Annotated in this window: 20 protein-coding genes; 4 read left to right on the top strand and 16 right to left on the bottom strand. The window is 69.4% G+C overall.

The genetic code is table 11. The annotated features are described in order from the left end of the window. Positions 1–136: 136 nt before the first annotated feature. The 3 genes from D000_RS0103875 to lptF are packed head-to-tail and all read right to left on the bottom strand — an operon-like array spanning position 137 to position 2,966. Complete coding sequence (locus tag D000_RS0103875; protein ID WP_018872240.1) at positions 137–781, bottom strand: GDSL-type esterase/lipase family protein; 645 nt, start codon at positions 779–781, stop codon at positions 137–139. Continuing rightward, positions 778–1,851: an LPS export ABC transporter permease LptG gene (gene lptG, locus D000_RS0103870; RefSeq protein ID WP_018872239.1), complete on the bottom strand. Its 1,074-nt coding sequence runs from the start codon at positions 1,849–1,851 to the stop codon at positions 778–780. Before lptG ends, D000_RS0103875 begins: the two co-directional genes overlap by 4 nt. Then, on the bottom strand, positions 1,848–2,966 hold the full coding sequence (gene lptF / locus D000_RS0103865; RefSeq protein WP_018872238.1) for an LPS export ABC transporter permease LptF: 1,119 nt from the start codon (positions 2,964–2,966) through the stop codon (positions 1,848–1,850). Before lptF ends, lptG begins: the two co-directional genes overlap by 4 nt. An 88-nt stretch (positions 2,967–3,054) precedes the next feature. Here lptF and D000_RS0103860 point away from each other — a divergent pair, with 88 nt between their 5' ends. Together D000_RS0103860 and D000_RS0103855 are read left to right on the top strand one after the other, a co-directional pair. Continuing rightward, the gene (locus D000_RS0103860) at positions 3,055–4,548 is read left to right on the top strand and encodes a leucyl aminopeptidase (protein ID WP_018872237.1); all 1,494 of its coding nucleotides are present in this window, start codon (positions 3,055–3,057) and stop codon (positions 4,546–4,548) included. 16 nt (positions 4,549–4,564) lie between these two features. Continuing rightward, positions 4,565–4,987: a DNA polymerase III subunit chi gene (locus D000_RS0103855; RefSeq protein WP_018865706.1), complete on the top strand. Its 423-nt coding sequence runs from the start codon at positions 4,565–4,567 to the stop codon at positions 4,985–4,987. Positions 4,988–5,008: 21 nt separating this feature from the next. On the opposite strand, the gene D000_RS0103850 is transcribed toward D000_RS0103855, so the two are convergent. From D000_RS0103850 to leuS, 8 genes are read right to left on the bottom strand one after another with little or no spacing between them, the layout of a single operon-like run. Then, entirely contained in the window at positions 5,009–5,599 is a 591-nt protein-coding gene (locus tag D000_RS0103850; RefSeq protein ID WP_018872236.1) for a nucleoside triphosphate pyrophosphatase, read from the bottom strand. Next, a complete protein-coding gene (gene rlmH / locus D000_RS0103845) occupies positions 5,599–6,069 on the bottom strand; it encodes a 23S rRNA (pseudouridine(1915)-N(3))-methyltransferase RlmH (protein ID WP_018872235.1) in 471 nt (156 codons plus the stop codon). Before rlmH ends, D000_RS0103850 begins: the two co-directional genes overlap by 1 nt. Positions 6,070–6,084: 15 nt before the next feature. After that, entirely contained in the window at positions 6,085–6,477 is a 393-nt protein-coding gene (rsfS, locus tag D000_RS0103840; protein WP_018872234.1) for a ribosome silencing factor, read from the bottom strand. A gap of 7 nt (positions 6,478–6,484) precedes the next feature. Next, entirely contained in the window at positions 6,485–7,135 is a 651-nt protein-coding gene (nadD, locus tag D000_RS0103835) for a nicotinate-nucleotide adenylyltransferase (RefSeq protein ID WP_018872233.1), read from the bottom strand. 6 nt (positions 7,136–7,141) lie between these two features. Further along, on the bottom strand, positions 7,142–8,446 hold the full coding sequence (locus tag D000_RS0103830) for a glutamate-5-semialdehyde dehydrogenase (RefSeq protein WP_018872232.1): 1,305 nt from the start codon (positions 8,444–8,446) through the stop codon (positions 7,142–7,144). A 4-nt stretch (positions 8,447–8,450) separates the two neighbouring features. Further along, on the bottom strand, positions 8,451–9,488 hold the full coding sequence (gene holA, locus D000_RS0103825; RefSeq protein WP_018872231.1) for a DNA polymerase III subunit delta: 1,038 nt from the start codon (positions 9,486–9,488) through the stop codon (positions 8,451–8,453). Next, on the bottom strand, positions 9,488–10,018 hold the full coding sequence (gene lptE, locus D000_RS0103820; RefSeq protein WP_018872230.1) for an LPS assembly lipoprotein LptE: 531 nt from the start codon (positions 10,016–10,018) through the stop codon (positions 9,488–9,490). Before lptE ends, holA begins: the two co-directional genes overlap by 1 nt. Further along, on the bottom strand, positions 10,015–12,606 hold the full coding sequence (gene leuS / locus D000_RS0103815) for a leucine--tRNA ligase (RefSeq protein WP_018872229.1): 2,592 nt from the start codon (positions 12,604–12,606) through the stop codon (positions 10,015–10,017). The genes lptE and leuS overlap by 4 nt, the downstream gene beginning before the upstream one ends. A 242-nt stretch (positions 12,607–12,848) precedes the next feature. On the opposite strand from leuS, the gene D000_RS0103805 reads away from it, so the two are divergent. Beyond that, positions 12,849–13,721, top strand: a complete 873-nt coding sequence (locus D000_RS0103805) for a DUF2189 domain-containing protein (RefSeq protein WP_018872228.1) — start codon at positions 12,849–12,851, stop codon at positions 13,719–13,721. A gap of 12 nt (positions 13,722–13,733) precedes the next feature. Here the strand turns inward: D000_RS0103805 and D000_RS0103800 are convergent, their stop codons facing one another. Next, the gene (locus tag D000_RS0103800) at positions 13,734–16,154 is read right to left on the bottom strand and encodes a Lon protease family protein (RefSeq protein ID WP_018872227.1); all 2,421 of its coding nucleotides are present in this window, start codon (positions 16,152–16,154) and stop codon (positions 13,734–13,736) included. Positions 16,155–16,314: 160 nt separating this feature from the next. On the opposite strand from D000_RS0103800, the gene D000_RS0103795 reads away from it, so the two are divergent. Continuing rightward, complete coding sequence (locus D000_RS0103795) at positions 16,315–16,872, top strand: zinc ribbon-containing protein (protein WP_018872226.1); 558 nt, start codon at positions 16,315–16,317, stop codon at positions 16,870–16,872. 42 nt (positions 16,873–16,914) lie between these two features. On the opposite strand, the gene lnt is transcribed toward D000_RS0103795, so the two are convergent. The 4 genes from lnt to D000_RS0103775 are packed head-to-tail and all read right to left on the bottom strand — an operon-like array spanning position 16,915 to position 20,816. After that, positions 16,915–18,393: an apolipoprotein N-acyltransferase gene (gene lnt / locus D000_RS0103790; protein ID WP_018872225.1), complete on the bottom strand. Its 1,479-nt coding sequence runs from the start codon at positions 18,391–18,393 to the stop codon at positions 16,915–16,917. Between the two features lie 3 nt (positions 18,394–18,396). Next, the gene (locus tag D000_RS0103785) at positions 18,397–19,326 is read right to left on the bottom strand and encodes an HlyC/CorC family transporter (protein WP_018872224.1); all 930 of its coding nucleotides are present in this window, start codon (positions 19,324–19,326) and stop codon (positions 18,397–18,399) included. Continuing rightward, positions 19,319–19,834, bottom strand: coding sequence for an rRNA maturation RNase YbeY (gene ybeY, locus D000_RS0103780; protein ID WP_018872223.1), 516 nt, complete (start codon positions 19,832–19,834; stop codon positions 19,319–19,321). The genes D000_RS0103785 and ybeY overlap by 8 nt, the downstream gene beginning before the upstream one ends. After that, a complete protein-coding gene (locus D000_RS0103775) occupies positions 19,821–20,816 on the bottom strand; it encodes a PhoH family protein (protein ID WP_018872222.1) in 996 nt (331 codons plus the stop codon). Before D000_RS0103775 ends, ybeY begins: the two co-directional genes overlap by 14 nt. Between the last annotated feature and the right edge of the window lie 2 nt (positions 20,817–20,818).

Genomic DNA, 20,818 nt, shown 5'->3' with positions numbered 1-20,818 from the left:
TGGGTTTGGCGCTCGGGTTGCCCGAGCGGGGGGCCCTGCCATCGTCGTTCGGTTTCATCCTGACGCCCCAACACAATCCCCTTCCCATCTTCCAAGCTTCCTGTAAACCGCATTTGACCTTTCGTGAAGTCAAACGTCAGGGGGCCAGCCAGAGGCCGAGGTCGTCCAGGGCCTCGGCGATCTCGGTGGCAATGCGGCGGTAGCCGCGGGCGTTGGGATGGACCGGGTCCGCGCGCAGATCGCTCTCGGACAGCACCCCGGAGAGCACGCCCTCGATCAGGGGCACCTGTTCCTCGCGCGCCAGCTCGCGGTAGATCGGGTCGTCGCGCAGGCGTCCGGTGGCGGCACCCAGGGCGGAGGCCCGTGGCACCCCCAGCAGCAGGGGCTGGGCCCCGTGATCGCGAGCGGTCTGCACCAGGACGCGCAGATCCTCCCGCACCGCGGCCGGGTCGTGCTGACGCAGAAAATCGTTACCGCCCAGCCAGATCAGCACCAGATCGGGCTCGTGTTCGCGCAGGCTCGGGGCAAGACGCTCGCGGGCGCTGCTGGCGCGGTCCCCCGGCACCCCGTCGTTGACGATCGTCCAGCCGGTTATCGCCGCCAGGCGTGCCGGATAGTCCTCGTCGGTTCCGGCCCCGGTCCCGTGCGTCACGCTGTCACCAAAGGCCAGCACCGTGGCCTGGCGGGGCAGCGGCTCGAAATCGTCCGGACCCGCGCCGCCACAGGCCGCCAGCAGCGCCAGCAGTGCGGCCAGGAACAGCCGGCGCGGCAGCCGCGTCATGTGCGCTGCCCCATGCGCTGCAGCGCTACCAGGGCCAGCCCCAGAAACAGGAGCACCGGCAGGCTGGCCGCCAGTACCGGGGGCAGGTTGTAGACCAGGCCCAGGTGAGTCATCGCGCGCATCACGATGGCAAAGGAGACGCCGATTGCGATGCCGATGAACAGCCGGCGCCCGGCACCCCCCTCGCGCTGCGAGCCAAACAGGAACGGAATCGCCAGCAGCAGCATGACGAAGGTGCTGGCAGGCAGCGTGATGCGCTGCCAGAACGCGACCTCGTAGGGCGCGACATCCAGGCGGTTCTCGCGCAGGTACTCGATATAGCGCGCCAGATCCTGCGCCGCCATCTGGCTGGGCTCGACCACCAGCACGTCGAAGTATTCCGGCACGATCAGACGCTCGATGGTCTCGGTCTCCACGCGCTCCGCCTCCACGCGCTCCAGCGACAGCCGCGAGCGTTCCACGCCCTGCAGCTGCCAGGACCCGTCCTGGTACTGCGCGCTCTCCGCACGCGTAACCTCGCGCGGCTCGCGATCCGGGCCGATCTCGATGATGCGCACGCCGATCAGGCGGTTCCCCGGCAGCACCGTATCCGCCTGCACCATGCGGCTGCCATCACGCGCCCACAGCCCGATCGGGCTCACGCTGAGCTGTTCATCGAAGGCACTGGCCTTCAGGTTCTGCGCCCGGCTCTCGGCGGCCGGGGCAAAGAACTCGCCCACCACCACCATCACCACGACCACCACCAGCCCGGCCTGCATCACCCAGGCAATGAAGCGCCCCAGGGTCATGCCGGCCGCGCGCATCGCCGTCAACTCGCTGTTGGCGGCCAGATTGCCGAGCCACAGCAGGCCCCCAAGCAGGGCCGCCGAGGGCAGCATGTCGTACATCCGGCGCGGCAGTGTCAGCGCCACATACAGCAGCGCTTCGCCCAGGCCGTAGTCGCCGCGACCGGTGTCACGCAGCTCGTCGATCAGGGCAAACACCGCATCCAGCGCCACCAGCAGCACCACCGCCAGCGCGGTCCCGATCAGCACCTGGCGCATGATGTAGCGCCCGAGCACCGTCGTCATGGTCGCGCCCCCGCCGCTGCGGCGCGCCGCGGCGAGCGCTCGCCCAGCGCCAGCAGGCCCTTGCGCCAGGCCAGCAGCAGCCACAGCAAGAGCATCAGGCCATGGGTCCACCACAGCCCCAGCGCCAGCGGCGTACGCCCGTCGGACAGCTGGCCCTGCCCGAGGATCAGGAAATTCGCGTACAGCACGTACACACCGATCGCCGCCGGGATGCGCGCATAGCGCCCGGTGCGTGGCGGCACCAGCGCCAGCGGCAGCGCGATCAGCGCCAGCACCAGGATCGACAGGGGCATCGCGATGCGCCATTCCAGCTCGGCCCGGTGCCCCGGACGGTCACGCTGCTCCCACAGATCCAGCGTGGACATCGCATTCAGCGATCGCCGCCCCGCCCCGGCGTCCGGCTCCGTGATCTGGGTCCGCAGGCGCTCGAATTCGAGCATCTGGAAACTGCCCTCGCCCGGCACACCGACGTGGCGATAGCCGTTCTCCAGGATCAGGAAGCCGCTGCCCTCGGCCGAGGGATCGGGGATCGCACGCTCCGCCACGGTGATCTGGGCCTCGCCATCCACCTCGCGGTAGATGAACACCTCCAGCAGGGCCTCGCGATCCGCACTCAGGCGCTCGGCAAAAAAGACCTGCTCGCCGACACGCGAACGCAGAAACCGTCCCGGCGTGATCCCGACCAGATCCGAGCGCTGCTCGGCCAGGTCGCGCAGCTGGTCCACCTGGGCCTCGGTCCTCGGGACCACCAGGGTCATCAGTACCAGCAGGAACATGGCGGCCGGCGCCGCCACCCAGAACAGCGCCCGGTACAGAGCCGCAAAGGACATGCCGCTGGCCTGCAGCGCAATCAGTTCGCTGTCACGCTGCAGGCGCCCCAGCACCAGCATGAAGGCCAGGAACAGGGCGACTGGCCACAGGAACACGATGCCCTTGAAGGCACCGAAGGCCACCATTCCGGGGAGGAAATCCACCGGGATCGTGCCCTCGGCGACATCACGCAGGACCCGCGCCAGCACGCCACCGATGATGACCAGCAACAGCACGATGGTGACTGCGGTCTGGGTGACCAGCAGCTCGCGGGCGATAAAGCGCTCGGCGCGACGCAGGATCATTCGCGCATCACCCTGCTGCCCGCAGGGCGCGTGGTCGGGCGCCGCATGGCGCTGGTAACATGCTCGGACTCATTTTCGGGAGGCATTCATGCAATTCTCCGTCACCACCTCGACCCTCGACAAACCCCGCGCCGGCATCCGCGCCGCCGGGATCTATCACAAGCGCAAGCCGGCCGCGGGTGCCAGCACCCTGGATGCCGCGCGCGACGGCGAGATCGCCGCCCTGCTGAAGGCCGGCGAGATGGATGGCGAGGCCGGCAGCCGGCTGTTGCTGCCCGGCGGTGGAACCCCAGGCAATCAAGGGAAGGGTAGCGCACTCCTGATCGGCCTGGGGGCGAAGAAGGACTTCGACGCCCGCGCCGCGCGCAAGGCGGCGCAGGCCCTGGCCGCCGCGCTGGTCGAACGCCCGGCCACCAGCGCGGCGATCGCAGTCGCGGACTTCCAGCCGCGCGGCAAGGACATCGCCTGGGTCGTGCACACCCTGGTCGCGGCGATCTCGGAGGCCGCCTACCGCTTTACTCCGTTCAAGGGCAAGGAGAAGACCACCCCGGTGAAGCTGGACAAAATCCAGCTGTGCGTGGAGCGCAAGGACGCCGAGGCCGCGAAGCAGGCCTGCACCGAGGCCGCGGCGATCGCCACCGGCGTGAACCGGGCGAAGGACCTGGGCAACACCCCGCCGAATGTCTGCTACCCGGAGAGCCTGGCCGAGACCGCGCGCGAGCTGGCCAGGCAGCACAAGCAGCTGAAGGCCACGGTGCTGGACGAGAAGGATCTGGAGAAGCTCGGCGCCGGGGCGATCCTGGCGGTGGGCAAGGGCTCCGAGCGCCCGCCGCGCCTGATCGCGATGGAGTACTCCGGCGGCAAGAAGGGCGACGCGCCGGTGGTGCTGGTCGGCAAGGGCATCACCTTCGACACCGGCGGCATCTCGCTGAAGCCCGGTGCCGAGATGGACGAGATGAAGTACGACATGTGCGGCGCGGCCAGCGTGTTCGGGGTGATCGAGGCCTGCTGCGAGCTGGGGCTGCCGATCAACGTGGTCGGCGTGGTCACCAGCGCCGAGAACATGCCCGACGGCCGCGCGACCCGCCCGGGTGACATCGTCACCACCCTGTCCGGGCAGACCGTCGAGATCCTGAACACCGACGCCGAGGGCCGCCTGGTGCTGGCCGACGCCCTGACCTGGGTCGAGCGCTACAAGCCGAAGGCGGTGATCGACATCGCCACCCTGACCGGGGCCTGCATCATCGCGCTGGGCCATCAGGGCGCGGCGATCCTGGGCAACAAGGAACCCTTGATCAAACGCCTGCTGGCCGCCGGCGAGGAGACCGGCGATCGCGGCTGGCAGCTCCCGCTGTGGCCGGAGTACCAGGAACAGCTGAAGAGCAATTTCGCCGACATGGCCAATATCGGCGGGCGCCCGGCCGGCACCATCACCGCCGCCTGCTTCCTGTCGCGCTATACCGAGGACTACACCTGGGCGCATGTCGATATCGCCGGCGTGGCCTGGAAGAGCGGCAAGGAGAAGGGCGCGACCGGCCGCCCGGTACCAATGCTGATGCGCTACCTGCTCGACCAGGCCTGACCCGGGTCGGGCGCGGATGACCCACGTCAGCTTCTACCTGCTGCAGGACCCGGCCCCGGAGGCGCGCCTGCGCTTCACCTGCCGCCTGGCGAAGAAGGCCAGCGGCCAGGGCCATCGCGTGCACATCCACACCGGCTCGCCGGAGCTGACACGCACGCTGGACGAGTGGCTGTGGACCTTCGAGGACACCGCCTTCCTGCCGCACAGCACCGACGTACGCGATGCGGACGTCCCGGTCTCGCTGCACGAGGCCCATGCCCCGTCGGATCGCTGTGATGTGCTGATCAACCTGGCGCCGGAGGTGCCAGAGTACTGCGGGCGCTTCGAGCGCGTCGCGGATATCGTCGGCGGCGAGGAATCGGAACGCGAGGCGGGTCGCGCCCGCTATCGCTACTTCAAGGAGCGCGGCTACCCGCTGGAGCACCACAACATCCAGTAAAGGGGCGCTGACGGGGGCGGTTCAGACGCGCGGCGGCGGATCGGGGATCTCGCGCAGCCAGGCCTCCAGCTCGAACAGGGGCAGACCGACCACATTGGTGTAGGACCCCTCGATCCACTCGACAAAGGCGGCGCCGCGGCCCTGGATGGCATAGGCGCCGGCCTTGCCACGCGGCTCGCCGGTCGCCCAGTAGGCCTCGATGTCGGATGACGTCAGCGGCCGCATCCGCACGCGGGTCGTCACGGTGCGCGCCCGCATGGATGCACCGGGCCGGCCCAGCGCCATGCCGGATACCACCCGGTGCTCCCCGCCGGAGAGGCGCTGCAGCATGGCCTCGGCGTCGGCGAAATCCGCGGGCTTTCCCAGGGCCTCGTCGCCCGCCGCGACGACGGTATCCGCGGCCAGCACCCACTGCCCCGGGATGCCGCACTCGAGGGCCGCCTCCGCCTTGGCGATGGCGAGGCGCTCGACCAGTGCCTCCGGGGGCTCGCCCGGGCGCGGGGTCTCGTCCACGTCCATCGGGGCCACCTCGAAGGCGAGCTGGATCTGCTCCAGCAGTTCGCGCCGGCGCGGGGAGGCGGAGGCCAGCAGCAGCGGATGCGCCACGGGCATCACGCGCGATGGTAGGGGTGGTTGTTCAGCAGCGACCAGGCGCGGTAGAGCTGCTCGGCGACCAGCACCCGCACCAGCATGTGCGGGAAGGTCAGCGGCGACAGCGACCAGGCCCATTCCGCGCGGGAACGCACGGTGTCATCGAGTCCGGCGGCCCCGCCGATCACCAGCGCGACATCGCGCCCGTCCTGCTGCCAGTCCTCCAGGCGCCGCGCGACGCCCCTGGTGTCCACGCCCTTGCCGCGCTCGTCCAGCAGGATCACGCGGGCGCCCTCGGGGATGGCCTTCAGCAGGATCTCGCCCTCGCGCCGCAGCAGCGTGGCCGTATCCATGGACTTGGCCCCGGAGGGGCCGGCCAGGGCCTGCAGGTTCAGGTTCAGCTCGCGCGGCAGACGACCGGCGTACTCGTCGAACCCGGCCGCCACCCAGTCGGGCATGCGCTTGCCGATCGCGATCAGGTCCAGGCGCATGGCGGCGCGCTGCGCTCAGCCGCGCAGGCGGCGGACGCGCTCCAGGCTGGGGTCCTCGGGCGCGGCCTTTTCGGTATCCGCGGCCTCCTCGGCCAGCCAGAGCTTTTCCAGGTTGTAGAAGTCGCGGGTCTCCGGGAGCATCACGTGGACGATCACGTCGTTCAGGTCCACCAGCACCCACTCCTGGCTCTCCTGGCCCTCGACCCCCAGCGGCTGGATGCCGGCCTTCTTCGCCTCGAGCGCGACCGACTCGGCGGACGACTGCACATGCCGCCCGGAAGTCCCGGAGGCGATCACCATGAAGTCGGCCAGTGTGGTCTTGCCGCGCACATCGAGGGTGCGGATGTTCTGCGCCTTGATGTCTTCCAGCGCGGTGGTCACGAGTTCAAGCAGTTGTTCGCTGTTCATGTGTCGATCAGGTTCCATGATGTCGTTGGGCCCCGGCCCGGTACAGGCCGTGGTCCTGAATGTAGCGGTTGACGGCCCCGGGGAGCAGGAAGCGCGGGCTGCGCCCGGCGCGCAGCTCGTCGCGGATGGCCGTGGCGGAGATGTCGAGCTGGGTCACCGGCTGGAAATAGACCAGCCCGCCCGGGGCATTGCGCAGCGCCGCCGGGTTGTGGGTGGCGGCATCGCCCAGCCAGCCCCCCAGGTCCTGCGAGGCCGGGCTTCCGGGACGATGCGAGACCACGATATGCGCCAGCTCGAAGATCTGCTTCCAGCGATTCCACGATGGCAGCCCGGCGAAGGCGTCCATGCCCATAATCAGCACCAGCGGCGCCTCCGGCCCCAGCTCCTCGCGGAAGCTGAGCAGGGTATCGACGGTGTAGGACGGCCCTTCGCGATCCAGTTCACGGCGGTCGGCCACGAAGCCCGGCACGTCCGCGATGGCACTCTCCACCATCGCCAGCCGGTCGTCGCTGCCGGTGCCCGGACTGGCGCGATGCGGCGGCACGTGACAGGGGATGAAGTGTACCCGTTCCAGACCCAGATGCTGCTGGATCTCCAGCGCCGGACGCAGATGCCCGAAGTGGATCGGATCGAAGGTGCCGCCAAGGATCCCGATCACGCCGGGTCAGCCACGCACATGGCCGTCGCCGAACACCACGTATTTGAGGGTGGTCAGGCCATGCAGGCCTACCGGGCCGCGCGCGTGCAGCTTGTCGGTGGAGATGCCGATCTCGGCGCCCAGGCCGTACTCGAAACCGTCGGCGAAGCGGGTGGAGGCGTTCACCATCACCGAACTGGAATCCACCGCACGCAGGAAACGCCGGGCGCGGGTGTAGTCCTCGGTCACGATGCTGTCAGTATGGTGCGAACCGTAGGTATTGATGTGGTCGATCGCCGCATCCAGGTCGTCGACCACGCGGATCGCGAGGATCGGTCCCAGGTATTCGGCCACCCAGTCGTCCTCGGTGGCCTCGGCGATATCCGTCCCGGCATTCGCGAGGATGGCCCGGGTGCGCGCACAGCCACGCAGGCTCACCTGGTGCTCGCCCAGGGCCGTCGCCAAGCGCGGCAGGAAGGCCTCGGCCTGGTCCGCATGCACCAGCAGCGTCTCCATGGTGTTACAGGTGCCGTAGCGCTGGGTCTTGGCGTTCACCGCGACCGCCAGCGCCTTGTCGAGATCGGCCCCGCCGTCCACATACACGTGGCAGACGCCGTCCAGGTGCTTGATCACCGGGATCTGCGACTCGTTGCTGACCCGCTCGATCAGGCCCTTGCCGCCGCGCGGCACGATCACGTCCACGTACTGCGGCATGCGCAGCAGCGCGCCCACCGCCGCACGGTCGGTGGTCGGCACCACCTGCACCGCCTCGCGCGGCAGGCCGGCCTGCTCCAGCCCGGCCTGGATAATCGCGGCCAGCGCCTGGTTGGAGTGCAGGGCCTCGGAGCCGCCGCGCAGGATCGCGGCGTTGCCGGACTTCAGGCACAGGGCGGCGGCGTCGATGGTCACGTTCGGGCGCGACTCATAGATGATGCCGATCACGCCCAGCGGCACGCGCATCTGGCCCACCTGGATGCCGCTCGGCTGATAGGCCATATCGGTGATGGTGCCCACCGGATCGGGCAGCCCGGCCACCTGGCGACAGCCCTCGATCATGGTGTCGATGCGCGCGTCGGTCAGCGCCAGGCGGTCCAGCATCGCGGCGTCCAGGCCGCGCGCACGCCCGGCCTCCAGGTCACGGCTGTTGGCCTCCACCAGCTCCGCGCGGCGCGCGGCAATGCCCTCGGCAATCGCGTGCAGAGCCGCGTTCTTCGCGCCCGGCTCGGCCTCGGCCATGCGCCGCGAGGCGATACGGGCGGCACGCCCGAGGGCCTCGACCTGGGCGATCACGTCGGCAGCGGCAGATTCGGCGGGGTTCACGGCAGCGTTCATGCAGTCAGACTCGTTCCGGATTCAGGGCGGGTTCGGGTGGTGTCAGTTCGCATCCCGCCATACGGGCCACCAAGTCTAGCAACCCCTGCCGGGCGTTGCCGTTTTCCTGACCCTTGATGACCCGATCCACGCGCGCGGCCTCGCCCAGCAGCCCGCGCGCCGCCGGCAGGCTCAGCCGCGACATCGCTTGGCGCAGGGCCTTCTGGCCGTCCCCGAAGCTGCCCTGGAAGGCCTCGCGATCCGGCGCCCCGGCCGCCTTGCGTTCCATCGCCTGCACCAGCAGGCGGCATTCGCGCGCCAGCGCCCAGAGGATCAGGGGTTCCGGCTGCCCTTCGTCCAGCAGCCCCTCCAGCATGCGCAGGGCATGGCGGACATTGCCGCGCAGCGCGACCGGGGCCAGCGCAAACAGCTCGAAGCGCGCGGCGTCGGTGGTGGCCTCCGCCAGCACGGCCTCGTCGATCTCGGTCACGCCCGCCAGGGCCAGCTTCTCGATCTCCTGGCGCGCAGCCAGCAGATTGCCCTCGACCCGGGATACCAGCAGTGCCAGGGCATCATCGGTGATGCGCAGGTCGTTCTTCTGCAGGCGCCCGCGGATCCAGCCCCCAAGCTGCGCCGGCGGGACCGGGCGCGCATGGATCACCACCGCGCGGTTCTCCAGCGCCTTGAACCAGGCCGCCCGGCGCATGTCGCGGTCCGGCCGTGGCAACTGCAGCAGCAGTACCAGGTCCTCCTGCGGGTCGGCCGCATAGGCCTTCAGGTGATCGCCCCCGGTCTTGCCCGGCTTGCCGGTGGCCAGACGCAGGTCCAGCAGCGCCCGCTCGGCGAACAGCGAGCGGTCACGCACCGCGGCCTCGAATGGTCCCCAGTCGGACTGCGCGGTCAGGTCCAGCACCGTCCGTTCCAGAAAGCCCTGGGCACGCGCAGCCGCGCGGATCGCATCCGCCGCCTCGATGGCCTGCAGCGGCTCCTCCGCCAGCAGCAGATAGACGGGCGCCAGCCCGCGACCCAGATCCTGCTCCAGCCGTGCCACATCCAGGGCCATCAGCGGTCGCGGACCTCTTGCGCATCGCCATCCGACCCGACCAGTGCGGTCATCCGCCGCTGCAGCTGCGCCACCAGGTCGCGGTTCATCGCCTCGCGCAGGGTCTCCTCGCGCTCGGAGCGGCTGAGCACCGCCGAGCCATCGAACAGGTAGACCCGACTGGCCTGCAGCGGCCCGAGTTCGACGGCCTCGCCCTGCACCGGACGCAGACGGGCTTCGACCGTGCGCACCAGTTCGTACTCCGAGACCCGGGCGGTCTCCGTCACCGACAGGGTGCGCCGCTGATCGCGGACCGAACGAATCTCCAGGGTCGCCCCGTGCCTATCGGGACGCTGATCGACCACCTCGACCCCGGCCGAGCCGAAGGCCACCGCCAGCTCGCGGTACAGGGAGTCACGCGGGCTCAAACCGGTGATGTGCACCGGCGCCAGCGCCTCCGGCCAGTCCATGCTGCCGCGCAGCTGGAAGCCGCAGGCGGCCACGGAGGCCGCCAGCCACACCACCAGCCCTGCGCGCAGCAGCGCGCTCATTGCGGCTTGACCACGAAGTTCACCAGGCGCGCGGGCACCACGATTACTTTCACCACGTTCTGCCCCTCGATGTGCCGCTGCACATTCTCGTCGCCGCGGGCGACGGCCTCGATCGCGTCCTTGTCGGCACCGGCCGGGACCGCGATCTCGGCGCGGCGCTTGCCGTTCACCTGCACCGCCAGGGTCTCCTGCGCAGCCTGGCGCGCGGCCTCGTCGACCGTCGGCCAGGCCGCGGTCGCGACCGGCCCGTCATGGCCCAGCGCGCGCCACAGGGTCTCGGTCACATGCGGGATGATCGGCGCCAGCATGCGCACGATGCCCTCCAGGGCCTCCTGGCGCACGGCCGCGGCCTGGGGCGCATCCTTCGGGAATCGGCCGAGGTCGTTCAGCAGTTCCATGTTCGCGGCCACGGCCGTGTTGAAGGTCTGGCGCCGGCCGATATCGTCGGTGACCTTGGCGATGGTGTCGTGCAGCTTGCGCCGCAGCTCGCGCCCGGCGTCGTCCATCGCGTCCACGTCCAGCGCAGCCGGGCTATCGCCGTTCACGTGCTCGTGCACTGCCCGCCACAGGCGCTTGATGAAGCGCTGCGCGCCCTCGACGCCGGAGTCGGACCACTCCAGCGACAGGTCCGGCGGCGCGGCGAACATGGTGAACAGCCGCGCGGTGTCGGCACCGAAGCGCTCGATCAGGGCCTGGGGGTCCACGCCGTTGTTTTTCGACTTGGACATCTTCTCCATGCCGCCCACGACCACCGGCTGGCCGTCTTCGCGATGGCGCGCGGCCTTCACCGAGCCGTCCTCCGCGCGTTCCAGCTCGACATCGGCGGGGTTGATCCAGTCCTTCCCGCCGTCGCCGCGTTCGCGGTAGAAGGTCGGCGCGATCACCATGCCCTGGGTCAGCAGCCGGGTGAATGGCTCGTCCGAGGCCAGCAGGCCCTCGTCGCGCAGCAGCTTGTGGAAGAAGCGCGCATACAGCAGGTGCAGTACCGCGTGCTCGATGCCGCCCACGTACTGATCCACCGGCAGCCAGTGGTCGGCGCGCGCATCCAGCATCGCGTCGTCGTTGTCGGCACAGGCATAGCGGGCGAAGTACCAGCTGGATTCGAAGAAGGTGTCGAAGGTATCGGTCTCGCGCCGTGCCGGCTTGCCGCATTCCGGGCAGGTGGCCTCGAAGAACTCGGGCATGCGCGCCAGCGGCGAGCCGGCGCCGTCCGGGATCACGTCCTCCGGCAGGCTCACCGGCAGGTCCGCCTCCGGCACCGGCACCGCACCGCAGTCGTCGCAGTGGATCACCGGGATCGGGCAGCCCCAGTAGCGCTGGCGCGAGATGCCCCAGTCGCGCAGGCGGTAGTTGCGCCGGCGCCGGCCCAGCCCGGCCTGTTCCAGGTGCTCGGCGATCGCGACCTTGGCCGCCTCGGAGGCCTGCCCGTCGAAGTCGCCGGAGTTCACCAGCACGCCGGGATCGGTGAAGGCTGTGGCCTGTACATCGCACTCGGCACCGTCGGCCGGGGCGATCACCTGGCGGATCGGCAGCCCGTATTTTGTCGCGAACTCGTGGTCGCGTTCGTCGTGCGCCGGGACCGCCATCACCGCGCCGGTGCCGTATTCCATCAGCACGAAGTTGGCGACCCAGACCGGGACCTCCGCTCCGGTCAGCGGGTGGCGGGCGGTAAAGCCCAGCGACCGGCCCTTCTTCTCCATGGTCGCCAGATCGGCCTCGGCCACCCCGCCCTGCGCGCAGTCGGCGACGAACGCGGCCAGTTCGGCGTCATGTTCCGCCAGCGCCTGCACCCGCGGGTGCTCCGGCGCGAGCGCCATGTAGGAGACGCCGAACAGGGTATCCGGGCGCGTGGTGTAGACCGTCAGCGGCTCGCCGCCATCCACCGCGAACTCCAGCTCCACGCCCTCGGAACGGCCGATCCAGTTGCGCTGCATGGTGCGCACCTGGTCCGGCCAGCCGTCCAGCCCGTCCAGGGCCTCCAGCAGCTCGTCGGCGTAGTCAGTGATGCGCAGGAACCACTGCGGCATCTCGCGGCGCTCGACCAGCGCGCCGGAGCGCCAGCCACGGCCCTCGATCACCTGCTCGTTGGCGAGCACGGTCTGGTCCACCGGGTCCCAGTTCACGGTCGCCTTCTTGCGGTAGACCAGGCCCTTCTTCAGCAGGCGCACGAACAGCCACTGTTCCCAGCGGTAGTAGTCGGCATCGCAGGTCGCGAACTCGCGCGACCAGTCGTAGGCGAAGCCCAGGCGCTTGAGCTGGGTGCGCATCTGCTCGATGTTCTGGCGCGTCCACGCGGCCGGCGGGACGTGGTTCTGCATCGCCGCGTTCTCCGCCGGCAGGCCGAAGGCGTCCCAGCCCATCGGCTGCAGCACGCTCCGGCCCTGCATGCGCTGGAAGCGGGCGATCACGTCACCGATGGTGTAGTTGCGCACATGCCCCATGTGCAGCTTGCCCGAGGGGTAGGGGAACATGGACAGGCAGTAGAACGGCTCGCCGGGGGCGTCCTCGCGCGCGCGGAAGCAGTCGGCCTCCTCCCACTGGCGCTGTGCCAGCGCCTCGACCGCCTCGGGGGAATAGTGCTCCTGCATGCGCCTCACCTGTGCCTTTAATCGCGGGAAACAAAGAACTGCGCAGAATACCAGCCGCCCCCACCCCCTCCAAGGGAAACACTGATCAGGGCTTCCCAAGCGATCACGGTCCAGCCCGGATCGATCGCGCCCTGCCCTGCGGCCGTGATGACCATCACAGAACCTGCGGAACGGATGCTATTTCCGACTGCCACAAGGGGTAAATGCATCGATAGCGTCCACGCGACGTTAGGAGGCAGCACATGAGTTTCGAAAATGACTCGATCCCCGTCGCACGGCGCGCCTACCCCGAGGACCTTGGCGAGGTGGCGCAGGAGCACACCCCCGAGACCGATTCCCCGGAGATCCGGGAGGTCGCGCCCGAGGACCTCGGCACCTGGCTGGGCAAGGGCTGGCATGACCTCTGGCAGAGGCCCGTTGCGCTGGTGCATGGCCTGGTCATCGCCATGGTTGGACTGGTCCTGCTGGGGCTGTCCTGGAATCAGCCGTGGATGGCCTTCTCCTGGCTGGCCGGCATCCTGCTGCTGGGTCCGGTTCTGGCGGTGGGCGTGAACTACCTGGCCCTGCAGAAGGAGCGCGGCCAGCCGGGCGGTCTGGGCCTGGGGTGGCTCGGGGCGCTTGGCGGTTCGGTCTGGGGCTTTGCCGCCCTGCTGGCCGTCCTGTTCGTGATCTGGGCCAGCTTTGTGTGGATGTGGATTGCCGTGCTCAATATCGGCGAGCTGGGTGTGAGCGGTCAGCTGCACCATATGGTCGGGGCGATGCTGACCAGCGGCACCGGCATCATCTCGCTGGTGGGCGTGGTCGTTGCGGCCATTGCCTTCGGCCTGGTGGCCTTCGCCCTGAGTCTCGCCACCATCCCGGCACTGCTGGATCACCGCATGCGCGATGACGCGCCGCAAAAGTCACTGGTGGAATCCATCGGTGTGAGCCTGAAGGCCTTCAGCCACAACCCCGGGACCCTGGTCCTGTGGGGCCTGATCATCACCGCACTGTTCATGGTCTCGCTGGCCACGGCCCTCCTGGCCCTGATCGTGATCTTCCCGTGGCTGGGCTTCGCCATGTGGCACGGGTATCGCGATCTGGTGGCGACCCGCCTGCCGCCCGCGGGGGCCTGATCCGGGCATCCCTCAGGTATCGTCCTCCCCGGTCGGGTCTTCTTTCGCTACAGCCTCCGCGGACTCATCGCGGTGGCCGTGGCGATGGCTCAGACGGGCGAACGCCCGCAGGCGATCCGCCACCGCTCGGTTGAAGCTGTCCTTCGGGAACCCGCCCCGGGCGTCACGTTCGCCCGCCGGCAGGTCGGCCAGCAGCTCGATGGCCTCGTCCAGCGTGGTTACGGGATAGACGGAGAAACGCCCCTGCGCGATCGCCGCGCGGACATCCTCGCGCAGCATCAGGTGCTCGACATTGCTCGCAGGCAGCAGCACCCCGTGACCGTCCAGTTCCCCCGCCTCGCGGCAGACGTCGAAGAAGCCCTCGATCTTCTCGTTGACCCCGCCTACGGCTTGCACCTCGCCATGCTGGTTCAGCGAGCCGGTCACCGCCAGCGACTGCCGCAGCGGGATCCGGGCGATCGCCGACAACAGAGCGCAAGCCTCGGCGACCGAGGCGGAATCCCCCTCGATATCGCCGTAGGACTGCTCGAAGGCCAGGCTGGCGGACAGCGAGAGTTCGCTGTCCGCGGCGTAGTGGCTCGCAATGAAGCGCGACAGAATCATCACTGCCTTGCTGTGGACCGGACCACCCAGCTTCGCCTCGCGTTCGATATCCACCACCTGACCCTTGCCCGAGCGCGCCGTCGCGGTAATCCGGATCGGGCACCCGAACATCATGTCGCCCAGCTGCATCACGGACAGCCCGTTGACCTGGGCGGGCTGCGTGCCCCGGGTGGCGATCAGCACCACCCCGCGCCGGATCTGCTCCAACCGGCCCCGCTGCAGCCGCGCCCCGCGCGCCTCACGCTCGCGGATGGCCTGATCGACCTGTGCAGCACCCACGACCTCGGCACCGGCCTGGCCGGCCCAGTGATCGGCCTCCAGCAGCAGGTCGCGCAGGGTGCGGTCATGCGCCGACAGCTTGCGCTGATCCCCGGCCAGGCGGCTGGCGTGTTCGATCACGCGCGCGACTGCGGCGCGGTCCAGCGGCCGCAGCTCCGCGCGACGCGCCATGGTGGCCAGCATGCGCGCATACAGCATGAGACTGGCCTCGTCGCGCTCAAGGTCGTCCTCGAAGTCCGCCTCGACCTTGAACAGCTCGAGGAAGTCCGGGTCGTAGGCCGACAGCAGGTAGTAGAGCAGGCGATCCCCGATCAGCACCACCTTGGGGTTGACCGGGATCGGCTCCGGCTCCAGCCCCACGGTGCTCGCCAGGCCGAACAGGTGTTCCAGCGACTCGATGCGGACCTCGCCGGAGAACAGCACCCGCTTGAGGCTTTCCCAGGCCAGCGGCTGCAGCAGCACACGCCGGGCATCCAGCATCAGGTAGCCGCCGCTGGCCCGGTGCAGGGCCCCGGCCCGTACCAGCGAAAAGTCGGTAAACAGGGCGCCCTCGTGTACCTGGTGCTCGATCTGGCCGGTCAGGTGCTGATGGTTCGGCAGGTCCTCGTAGATGACCGGGGCACCGCGGGTCTCCGCGTGATCCACCAGCAGGTTGATGCGAAAGCGTTCCAGCAGGCCCTCGGGCGGCGCGTGGCCGTGCCCGCTGCGAAAGGCCTCCGCATGCTGCACCACGTCGTCCAGGATGGCCTCCAGATGGGCGACCACGGCCGGCAGCCCCGACCACCGCTCCTTCAGTTCGCGAATCGGGCCACCGAGGGTCCACTGCAGCATCTCCGCGCTCAGCGCCCGGACCTTCTCCTGCAGCTCCTTGCGCAGGCGTGGAATCTGACGCAGGGCCTGGCGCAGCTTCTCCTGCAGCACCTCGACGTTTTCGTCGATCCGCCCGCGCTCATCTTCGGACAGCGCGTCGTATTCCTCCGGCTTGAGGATCTCCCCGTCCCGCATCGGCGCGAACGAAAACGTATTCTGGGCACTGATCAGGGCAATGTCGTTCGCCTCGGCCTCTTCCTGAACCCTGCGCACGCCCTCGCTCTGCGCTTCCTCGGACGCGTCCTTCAGCTCCTGCAGGCGCCGCTGGTATTCTTCCGCCTCGAAGGCCGCCGGGATACTGCTGCGCAGATCCTCGATCAACCGCTCCAGGTCAGCCTGCAGGGTCCGCCCTTCGCCGGCCTCCAGACGGATCGCGCGCGGGCACTCCGGCTGATCGAAGTTGAATACGTAGCACCAGTCCGGCGGCGCCGGCTCCTCGGCCGCGCGCCGCTCCAGGAAGCGCCGTACCAGGTCGTGCCGTCCACTGCCGGCCGGCCCCAGCACGAAGAGATTGAAACCGTCACCACGCATCGCGGCCCCGAACTCCAGGGCACGTAGCAGGCGTTCCTGCCCACAGGGCAGTTCCAGCGCCTCCAGCGCCTCGGTCGTTGCAAACTCCAGCTGCTCCGGCGGGCAGTGCTGGTAGACCTGGTCCTCGGTCAGGGGTTCGGGTCGCGCCATGTCCGTCTCCTTTTCCCCCTACCTTGCAGCAGATACGGCCCGGCATGCACCTCCCGGGGAGCACTGGCAACGGCCATTTATCGTGCTAACGTGGACACAGAAGGGCCCCAACGCCGCAAGCGGGGCACATGTTCAACGATCAAGCCACGAGGAACCGCGCATGAGCGACAAGTCCAGGGAATCATCCGCCGAGGTGGACCAGGAACGCGAGCACCGCCTGAGCGATGCCTATCACCGCATGCTGAACGAGGTCACCGAGGATCTCGAGAAACTGGAAGACAAGACCAGCAAGGCCGTCACCGGGGCCCTGGAAAACGCCCGCGACCGCGTGCAGAAGGCCAGCGACCTGACCCGCGAAGAGGCCCACGAGGTGATGGACTACCTGCGCCGCGACCTGCAGGACCTGGGCGCCTATCTGGATTCGCGCAGCGAGGACTGGCGCAGCTGGCTGCGCATCGATCTCGGCCTGATCGAGGCCAGCATCAAGAGCGCGCTGGAGCGCATCGCCGACCGCACCCGGGTGGAGATCACCGAACTGACCGCCCGCGCCCAGGTCATGGGCGAGTGGCGCACCGGCGAGATCACCGGACCAGGCGAGCTGCTTTGCAAGCAGTGCGGGCACGCCGTGCATATGACCCGGGTCGGGCGCATCCCGCCGTGCTCCAACTGCCACAACACCAGCTTCCGCCGCGGCCCCGGGGGCACCGAGGCCGAATAGCCCCGGGGGGATGTCCTGGGGTGATCGTCCCGGGGTATGGCCTCAGGCGGTGCGCCGGCGCACCGCCGCACCGATCACCACCAGCACCAGGGCCGCCAGCAGGGCGGGCCCCTCACCGAGGGCCGCCGCCGGGGTCATCCCGGTACGCGGCTCGAGCGTGCCCTGCACCACCTCGCGGCTGAACAGTCCGGAACGCTCCAGCAGACGCCCGTCGGCTGCGATCAGGGCCGAGATGCCGGTGTTGGTGGCTCGCACCATCGGGCGCCCGGTCTCCACCGCCCGCACCCGCGCGATCTGCAGATGCTGGGCCGGCGCGAGACTGTCACCGAACCAGGCATCGTTACTGACATTGACCAGGAAGCGCGCCTCCGGCAGCGGCGCGCGCATGTGCCGGGCATAGGCCGATTCGTAGCAGATGCTGATCCCGGCGCGGGTCCCGGCCACATCCATCTGACCATCGTCGCCCCCCCGACTGAGATCCGACATCGGGATCTGCAGCAGGCGGTCGAGCCAGGTCAGACGATCACGCAGCGGGATGTATTCACCGAACGGCACCAGCTGGCGCTTGTTGTAGCCCGCCCCGGACTGCGTATGCACGACCGAGTTGAAGACCGACCGGGTCTCCGGGTCATGGTCGAAGATCCCGACCAGCAGTTCGCTGCCGGTCTCCTGCAGCTCCAGTGCGGTGCGGCCCAGGTCGCCGCGGACCTCGGCCAGCAGCGCCGGGATCGCCGTCTCCGGCCAGACGATCAGGTCCGCCCCGGTCGCTGCCCGGGTCAGCGTCTCGTAGACCTCCAGCGAATGATCGATGCCGTCAGGGGCCCACTTGCGCGCCTGCTCGATATTGCCCTGCACCATCGCCACCCGAAGCGACTCACCCTCGGGCTGGGTCCACTCGACCAGGGTCAGCGGCAACGAGAGCGCGAACAGCCCGGCCACCAGGCCGGCACCGGACCACCGGCGCCCGCGCTGCAGCACCAGCACCAGTCCGGCCGCCAGCAGCGCCACCACCAGGCCGGCCGCCAGCTCACCGCCCAGCGGCAGCCAGCCCTGCAGCGGCGTCTGCAGCACGGTATGCCCGAACAGCAGCCAGGGGAATCCGGAGAACAGCCAGGAACGCGCCAGCTCCATCAGCACCACCCCGGCGGCCAGGGCGATCAGCCCGGCCGGCCGCTCCAGCGCCAGGAAGCGTGCCGCCAGGCCCGACAGGACCGCCGGATACAGGGCCATCACCAGCACGAACAGCACCGTGATCAGCGAGGCCACCACCAGCGGGGCCTGGCCGAACACCAGCAGCGAATTGAAGATCCAGGTAACCCCGACCCCGAAGAAGCCGAGACCGAAGGCATAACCGGTCACGGCGGCGCGGCGCCAGGAGGCGCCGACCAGCAGGGCAAACCAGAGCGCCAGGGCGAGCGGCGCGGCCAGGAACCAGCCGACCGGGGCGAAGGCCAGGGTCGCGCCCGCACCCGCCAGCAGCGCCAACAGGCCGGAGGCCCAGAGTGGCAGGCGATCCACCACCGCTCAGTCCTCGCGCGGGCTGACGGGATCGGCGGGCTGTCCCTCGAAGGTCTGACCCGCCTCCGGCGCCGGGACCGTGTCGGGCTCCGGAAGGCGCATCTCCAGCAGGTGCAGGCGGCGGTTATCCGCGCGCAGCACGCGAAAACGCATGCCGTCGATCACGATCTGCTCGCCGCGCCGCGGCACATGGCCGAAGTGCGACAGCACCATGCCACCGATGGTGTCGAAGTCGGCCTCGCTGTAGGCGGTCTGGAAGTAGGCGTTGAACTCCTCCATCGGCGTCAGTGCCTTGATCGTGTAGCGCCCGCCGGGGTGCTGCATGATCTGGGTCAGGTAGTCCTCGACATCGTGTTCGTCCTCGATCTCGCCGACGATCTGTTCGAGCACATCCTCGATGGTCACCAGACCGGCCACGCCACCGTATTCATCCACCACGATCGCCATGTGATTACGGCTCAGGCGGAACTCCTTCAGCAGCACGTTCAGGCGCTTGCTCTCGGGCACGAACACGGCCGGGCGCAGGATCTCCTGCATGTCGAAGGCGGCATCGTCGGTCTCGCCGAAAAAGCGCAGCAGGTCCTTGGCCAGCAGCACACCCACCACCTCGTCGCGATGATCCCCGACCACCGGCAGGCGCGAGTGGGCCGAGGCCACCACGTCGGGCAGAAACTCCGACAGGCGCGCATCGCGGCGGACGACCTCCATCTGCGCGCGCGGAATCATGATGTCGCGCACCTGCATATCGGCCACGTTGAGCACGCCCTCCAGCATGGTCAGGGCCTCGGGGTCGACCAGCTCGCGGCCATGCGCGGCCCGCAGGGTCTCGATCAGTTCGCGGCGGTTGGCGGGATCGCGGCGCGGCCACAGGCGTGTCTTCGCACGCTCCAGCCAGCGCCGCCAGGCAGGTTGCTCGTCGGGGACAGGTTCAGGCATCGGGGACGGTTCCGGTGGCGGGCGCGTTCGTTTCACGGGCCGGAGAGCCGGTCTGATAGGGGTCGGGATAGCCTAACCCGGCCAGGATGGAGCACTCAACGGCTTCCATCGCCGCCGCCTCGCCGGGTTCCTGGTGATCCATGCCCTGCAGATGCAGCAGGCCATGCACCACCATGTGCGCGTAGTGCGCACGCAGGGTCTTGGCCTGTTCCGCCGCCTCGCGGGCCAGCACCGGGGCGCACAGCACGATGTCGCCGAGATAGCGCGGCGCCCCGGCGGGCATTGCGGGCAGATCGGGGGCAGGAAAGGACAGCACGTTGGTGGCGTAATCGCGGTTGCGAAAATCACGATTCAGCGCATGGCCCTCTTCGCCGTCGACCACGCGCAGGGTCACCGCCGCCGCTCCGGACCCGCGCCATGCAGCGCAAGCCGCACGGTGCAGGCTGGCCGCCGCCGGCACCCCGCGGCGCGGCAGGGCGTACTGCACCGCAACCTCAAGTGCCGCCATCGGTCCCGGTCCGCGCATCGGGTTCCGCACCGACGTCGTGGGCGTCATAGGCCTCGACGATGCGCTGCACCAGCGGATGGCGCACCACATCGCCGGCCTGGAAGCGGGTTACGTGCACACCCTCGACACCCTTCAGGATCTGCATCGCGTGCTTAAGCCCGGAGCGCTGGCCGCGCGGCAGGTCCACCTGGGTGATATCGCCGTTGACCACGGCCGTGGAGCCAAAGCCAATGCGGGTCAGGAACATCTTCATCTGCTCGACGGTGGTGTTCTGCGCCTCGTCGAGGATGATGAAGGCCTCGTTCAACGTACGCCCGCGCATGTAGGCCAGCGGGGCCACCTCGATCACCTGACGCTCCATCAGGCGCGCGGTCTGGTCGAAGCCCATCAGCTCGTACAGGGCGTCGTACATCGGGCGCAGATAAGGGTCGATCTTCTGCGCGAGATCGCCAGGCAGGAAGCCCAGGCGCTCGCCCGCCTCCACCGCCGGACGCACCAGCACCAGGCGCTGCACGCGGTCTTGCTCCAGCGCGGCGACGGCGGCGGCAACGGCGAGAAAGGTCTTGCCGGTCCCGGCGGGCCCGACGCCAAAGCTCAGGTCGTGCTGCGCAATCGCGGCCAGATACTTCGCCTGGCGCGGACCGCGGCCGCGAATGACCGCGCGCTTCAGGCGCAGGGCGGGGTCGGCGGCGGCCGGCTCGGCCTCTGCCAGCCCCTGCACATGAGCGGTCTGCAGCGCGGTGTGCACCTGCTCCAGACTGACCGGTTCCTCCTGGGCCATGCGGTGCAGGTCGTGGATCAGCGCGTCCGCCGCCTGCACCGCGGCCTTCGGCCCGGTCAGGTTGAAGCGCGGGCCGCGGTTGTGCACGGCCACGCCCAGGCGCGACTCGATCAGGCGCAGATGGGCATCCAGCGGACCGGACAGGCGTGCCAGGGTCTCCTGGTCACCCGGGTCCAGGGTGAAATCGGCACGGTTCGCCATCG

The organism is Thioalkalivibrio sp. ALJ16 (assembly GCF_000377345.1).
Classification (GTDB): domain Bacteria; phylum Pseudomonadota; class Gammaproteobacteria; order Ectothiorhodospirales; family Ectothiorhodospiraceae; genus Thioalkalivibrio.
This window is presented reverse-complemented; position numbering and strand designations above follow the sequence as displayed.

Coding starts and splice junctions, on each gene's coding strand:
- ybeY (WP_018872223.1), bottom strand. CDS start 19,834: ATGGCGGCACTTGAGGTTGCGGTGCAGTACGCCCTGCCGCGCCGCGGG.
- lptG (WP_018872239.1), bottom strand. CDS start 1,851: ATGACGACGGTGCTCGGGCGCTACATCATGCGCCAGGTGCTGATCGGG.
- rlmH (WP_018872235.1), bottom strand. CDS start 6,069: ATGCGCCTGGACCTGATCGCGATCGGCAAGCGCATGCCCGACTGGGTG.
- lptE (WP_018872230.1), bottom strand. CDS start 10,018: ATGAGCGCGCTGCTGCGCGCAGGGCTGGTGGTGTGGCTGGCGGCCTCC.
- lptF (WP_018872238.1), bottom strand. CDS start 2,966: ATGATCCTGCGTCGCGCCGAGCGCTTTATCGCCCGCGAGCTGCTGGTC.
- rsfS (WP_018872234.1), bottom strand. CDS start 6,477: ATGAACAGCGAACAACTGCTTGAACTCGTGACCACCGCGCTGGAAGAC.
- D000_RS0103800 (WP_018872227.1), bottom strand. CDS start 16,154: ATGGCGCGACCCGAACCCCTGACCGAGGACCAGGTCTACCAGCACTGC.
- D000_RS0103785 (WP_018872224.1), bottom strand. CDS start 19,326: ATGCCTGAACCTGTCCCCGACGAGCAACCTGCCTGGCGGCGCTGGCTG.
- D000_RS0103830 (WP_018872232.1), bottom strand. CDS start 8,446: ATGAACGCTGCCGTGAACCCCGCCGAATCTGCCGCTGCCGACGTGATC.
- D000_RS0103860 (WP_018872237.1), top strand. CDS start 3,055: ATGCAATTCTCCGTCACCACCTCGACCCTCGACAAACCCCGCGCCGGC.
- leuS (WP_018872229.1), bottom strand. CDS start 12,606: ATGCAGGAGCACTATTCCCCCGAGGCGGTCGAGGCGCTGGCACAGCGC.
- D000_RS0103850 (WP_018872236.1), bottom strand. CDS start 5,599: ATGCCCGTGGCGCATCCGCTGCTGCTGGCCTCCGCCTCCCCGCGCCGG.
- D000_RS0103805 (WP_018872228.1), top strand. CDS start 12,849: ATGAGTTTCGAAAATGACTCGATCCCCGTCGCACGGCGCGCCTACCCC.
- holA (WP_018872231.1), bottom strand. CDS start 9,488: ATGGCCCTGGATGTGGCACGGCTGGAGCAGGATCTGGGTCGCGGGCTG.
- D000_RS0103795 (WP_018872226.1), top strand. CDS start 16,315: ATGAGCGACAAGTCCAGGGAATCATCCGCCGAGGTGGACCAGGAACGC.
- D000_RS0103855 (WP_018865706.1), top strand. CDS start 4,565: ATGACCCACGTCAGCTTCTACCTGCTGCAGGACCCGGCCCCGGAGGCG.
- D000_RS0103875 (WP_018872240.1), bottom strand. CDS start 781: ATGACGCGGCTGCCGCGCCGGCTGTTCCTGGCCGCACTGCTGGCGCTG.
- D000_RS0103775 (WP_018872222.1), bottom strand. CDS start 20,816: ATGGCGAACCGTGCCGATTTCACCCTGGACCCGGGTGACCAGGAGACC.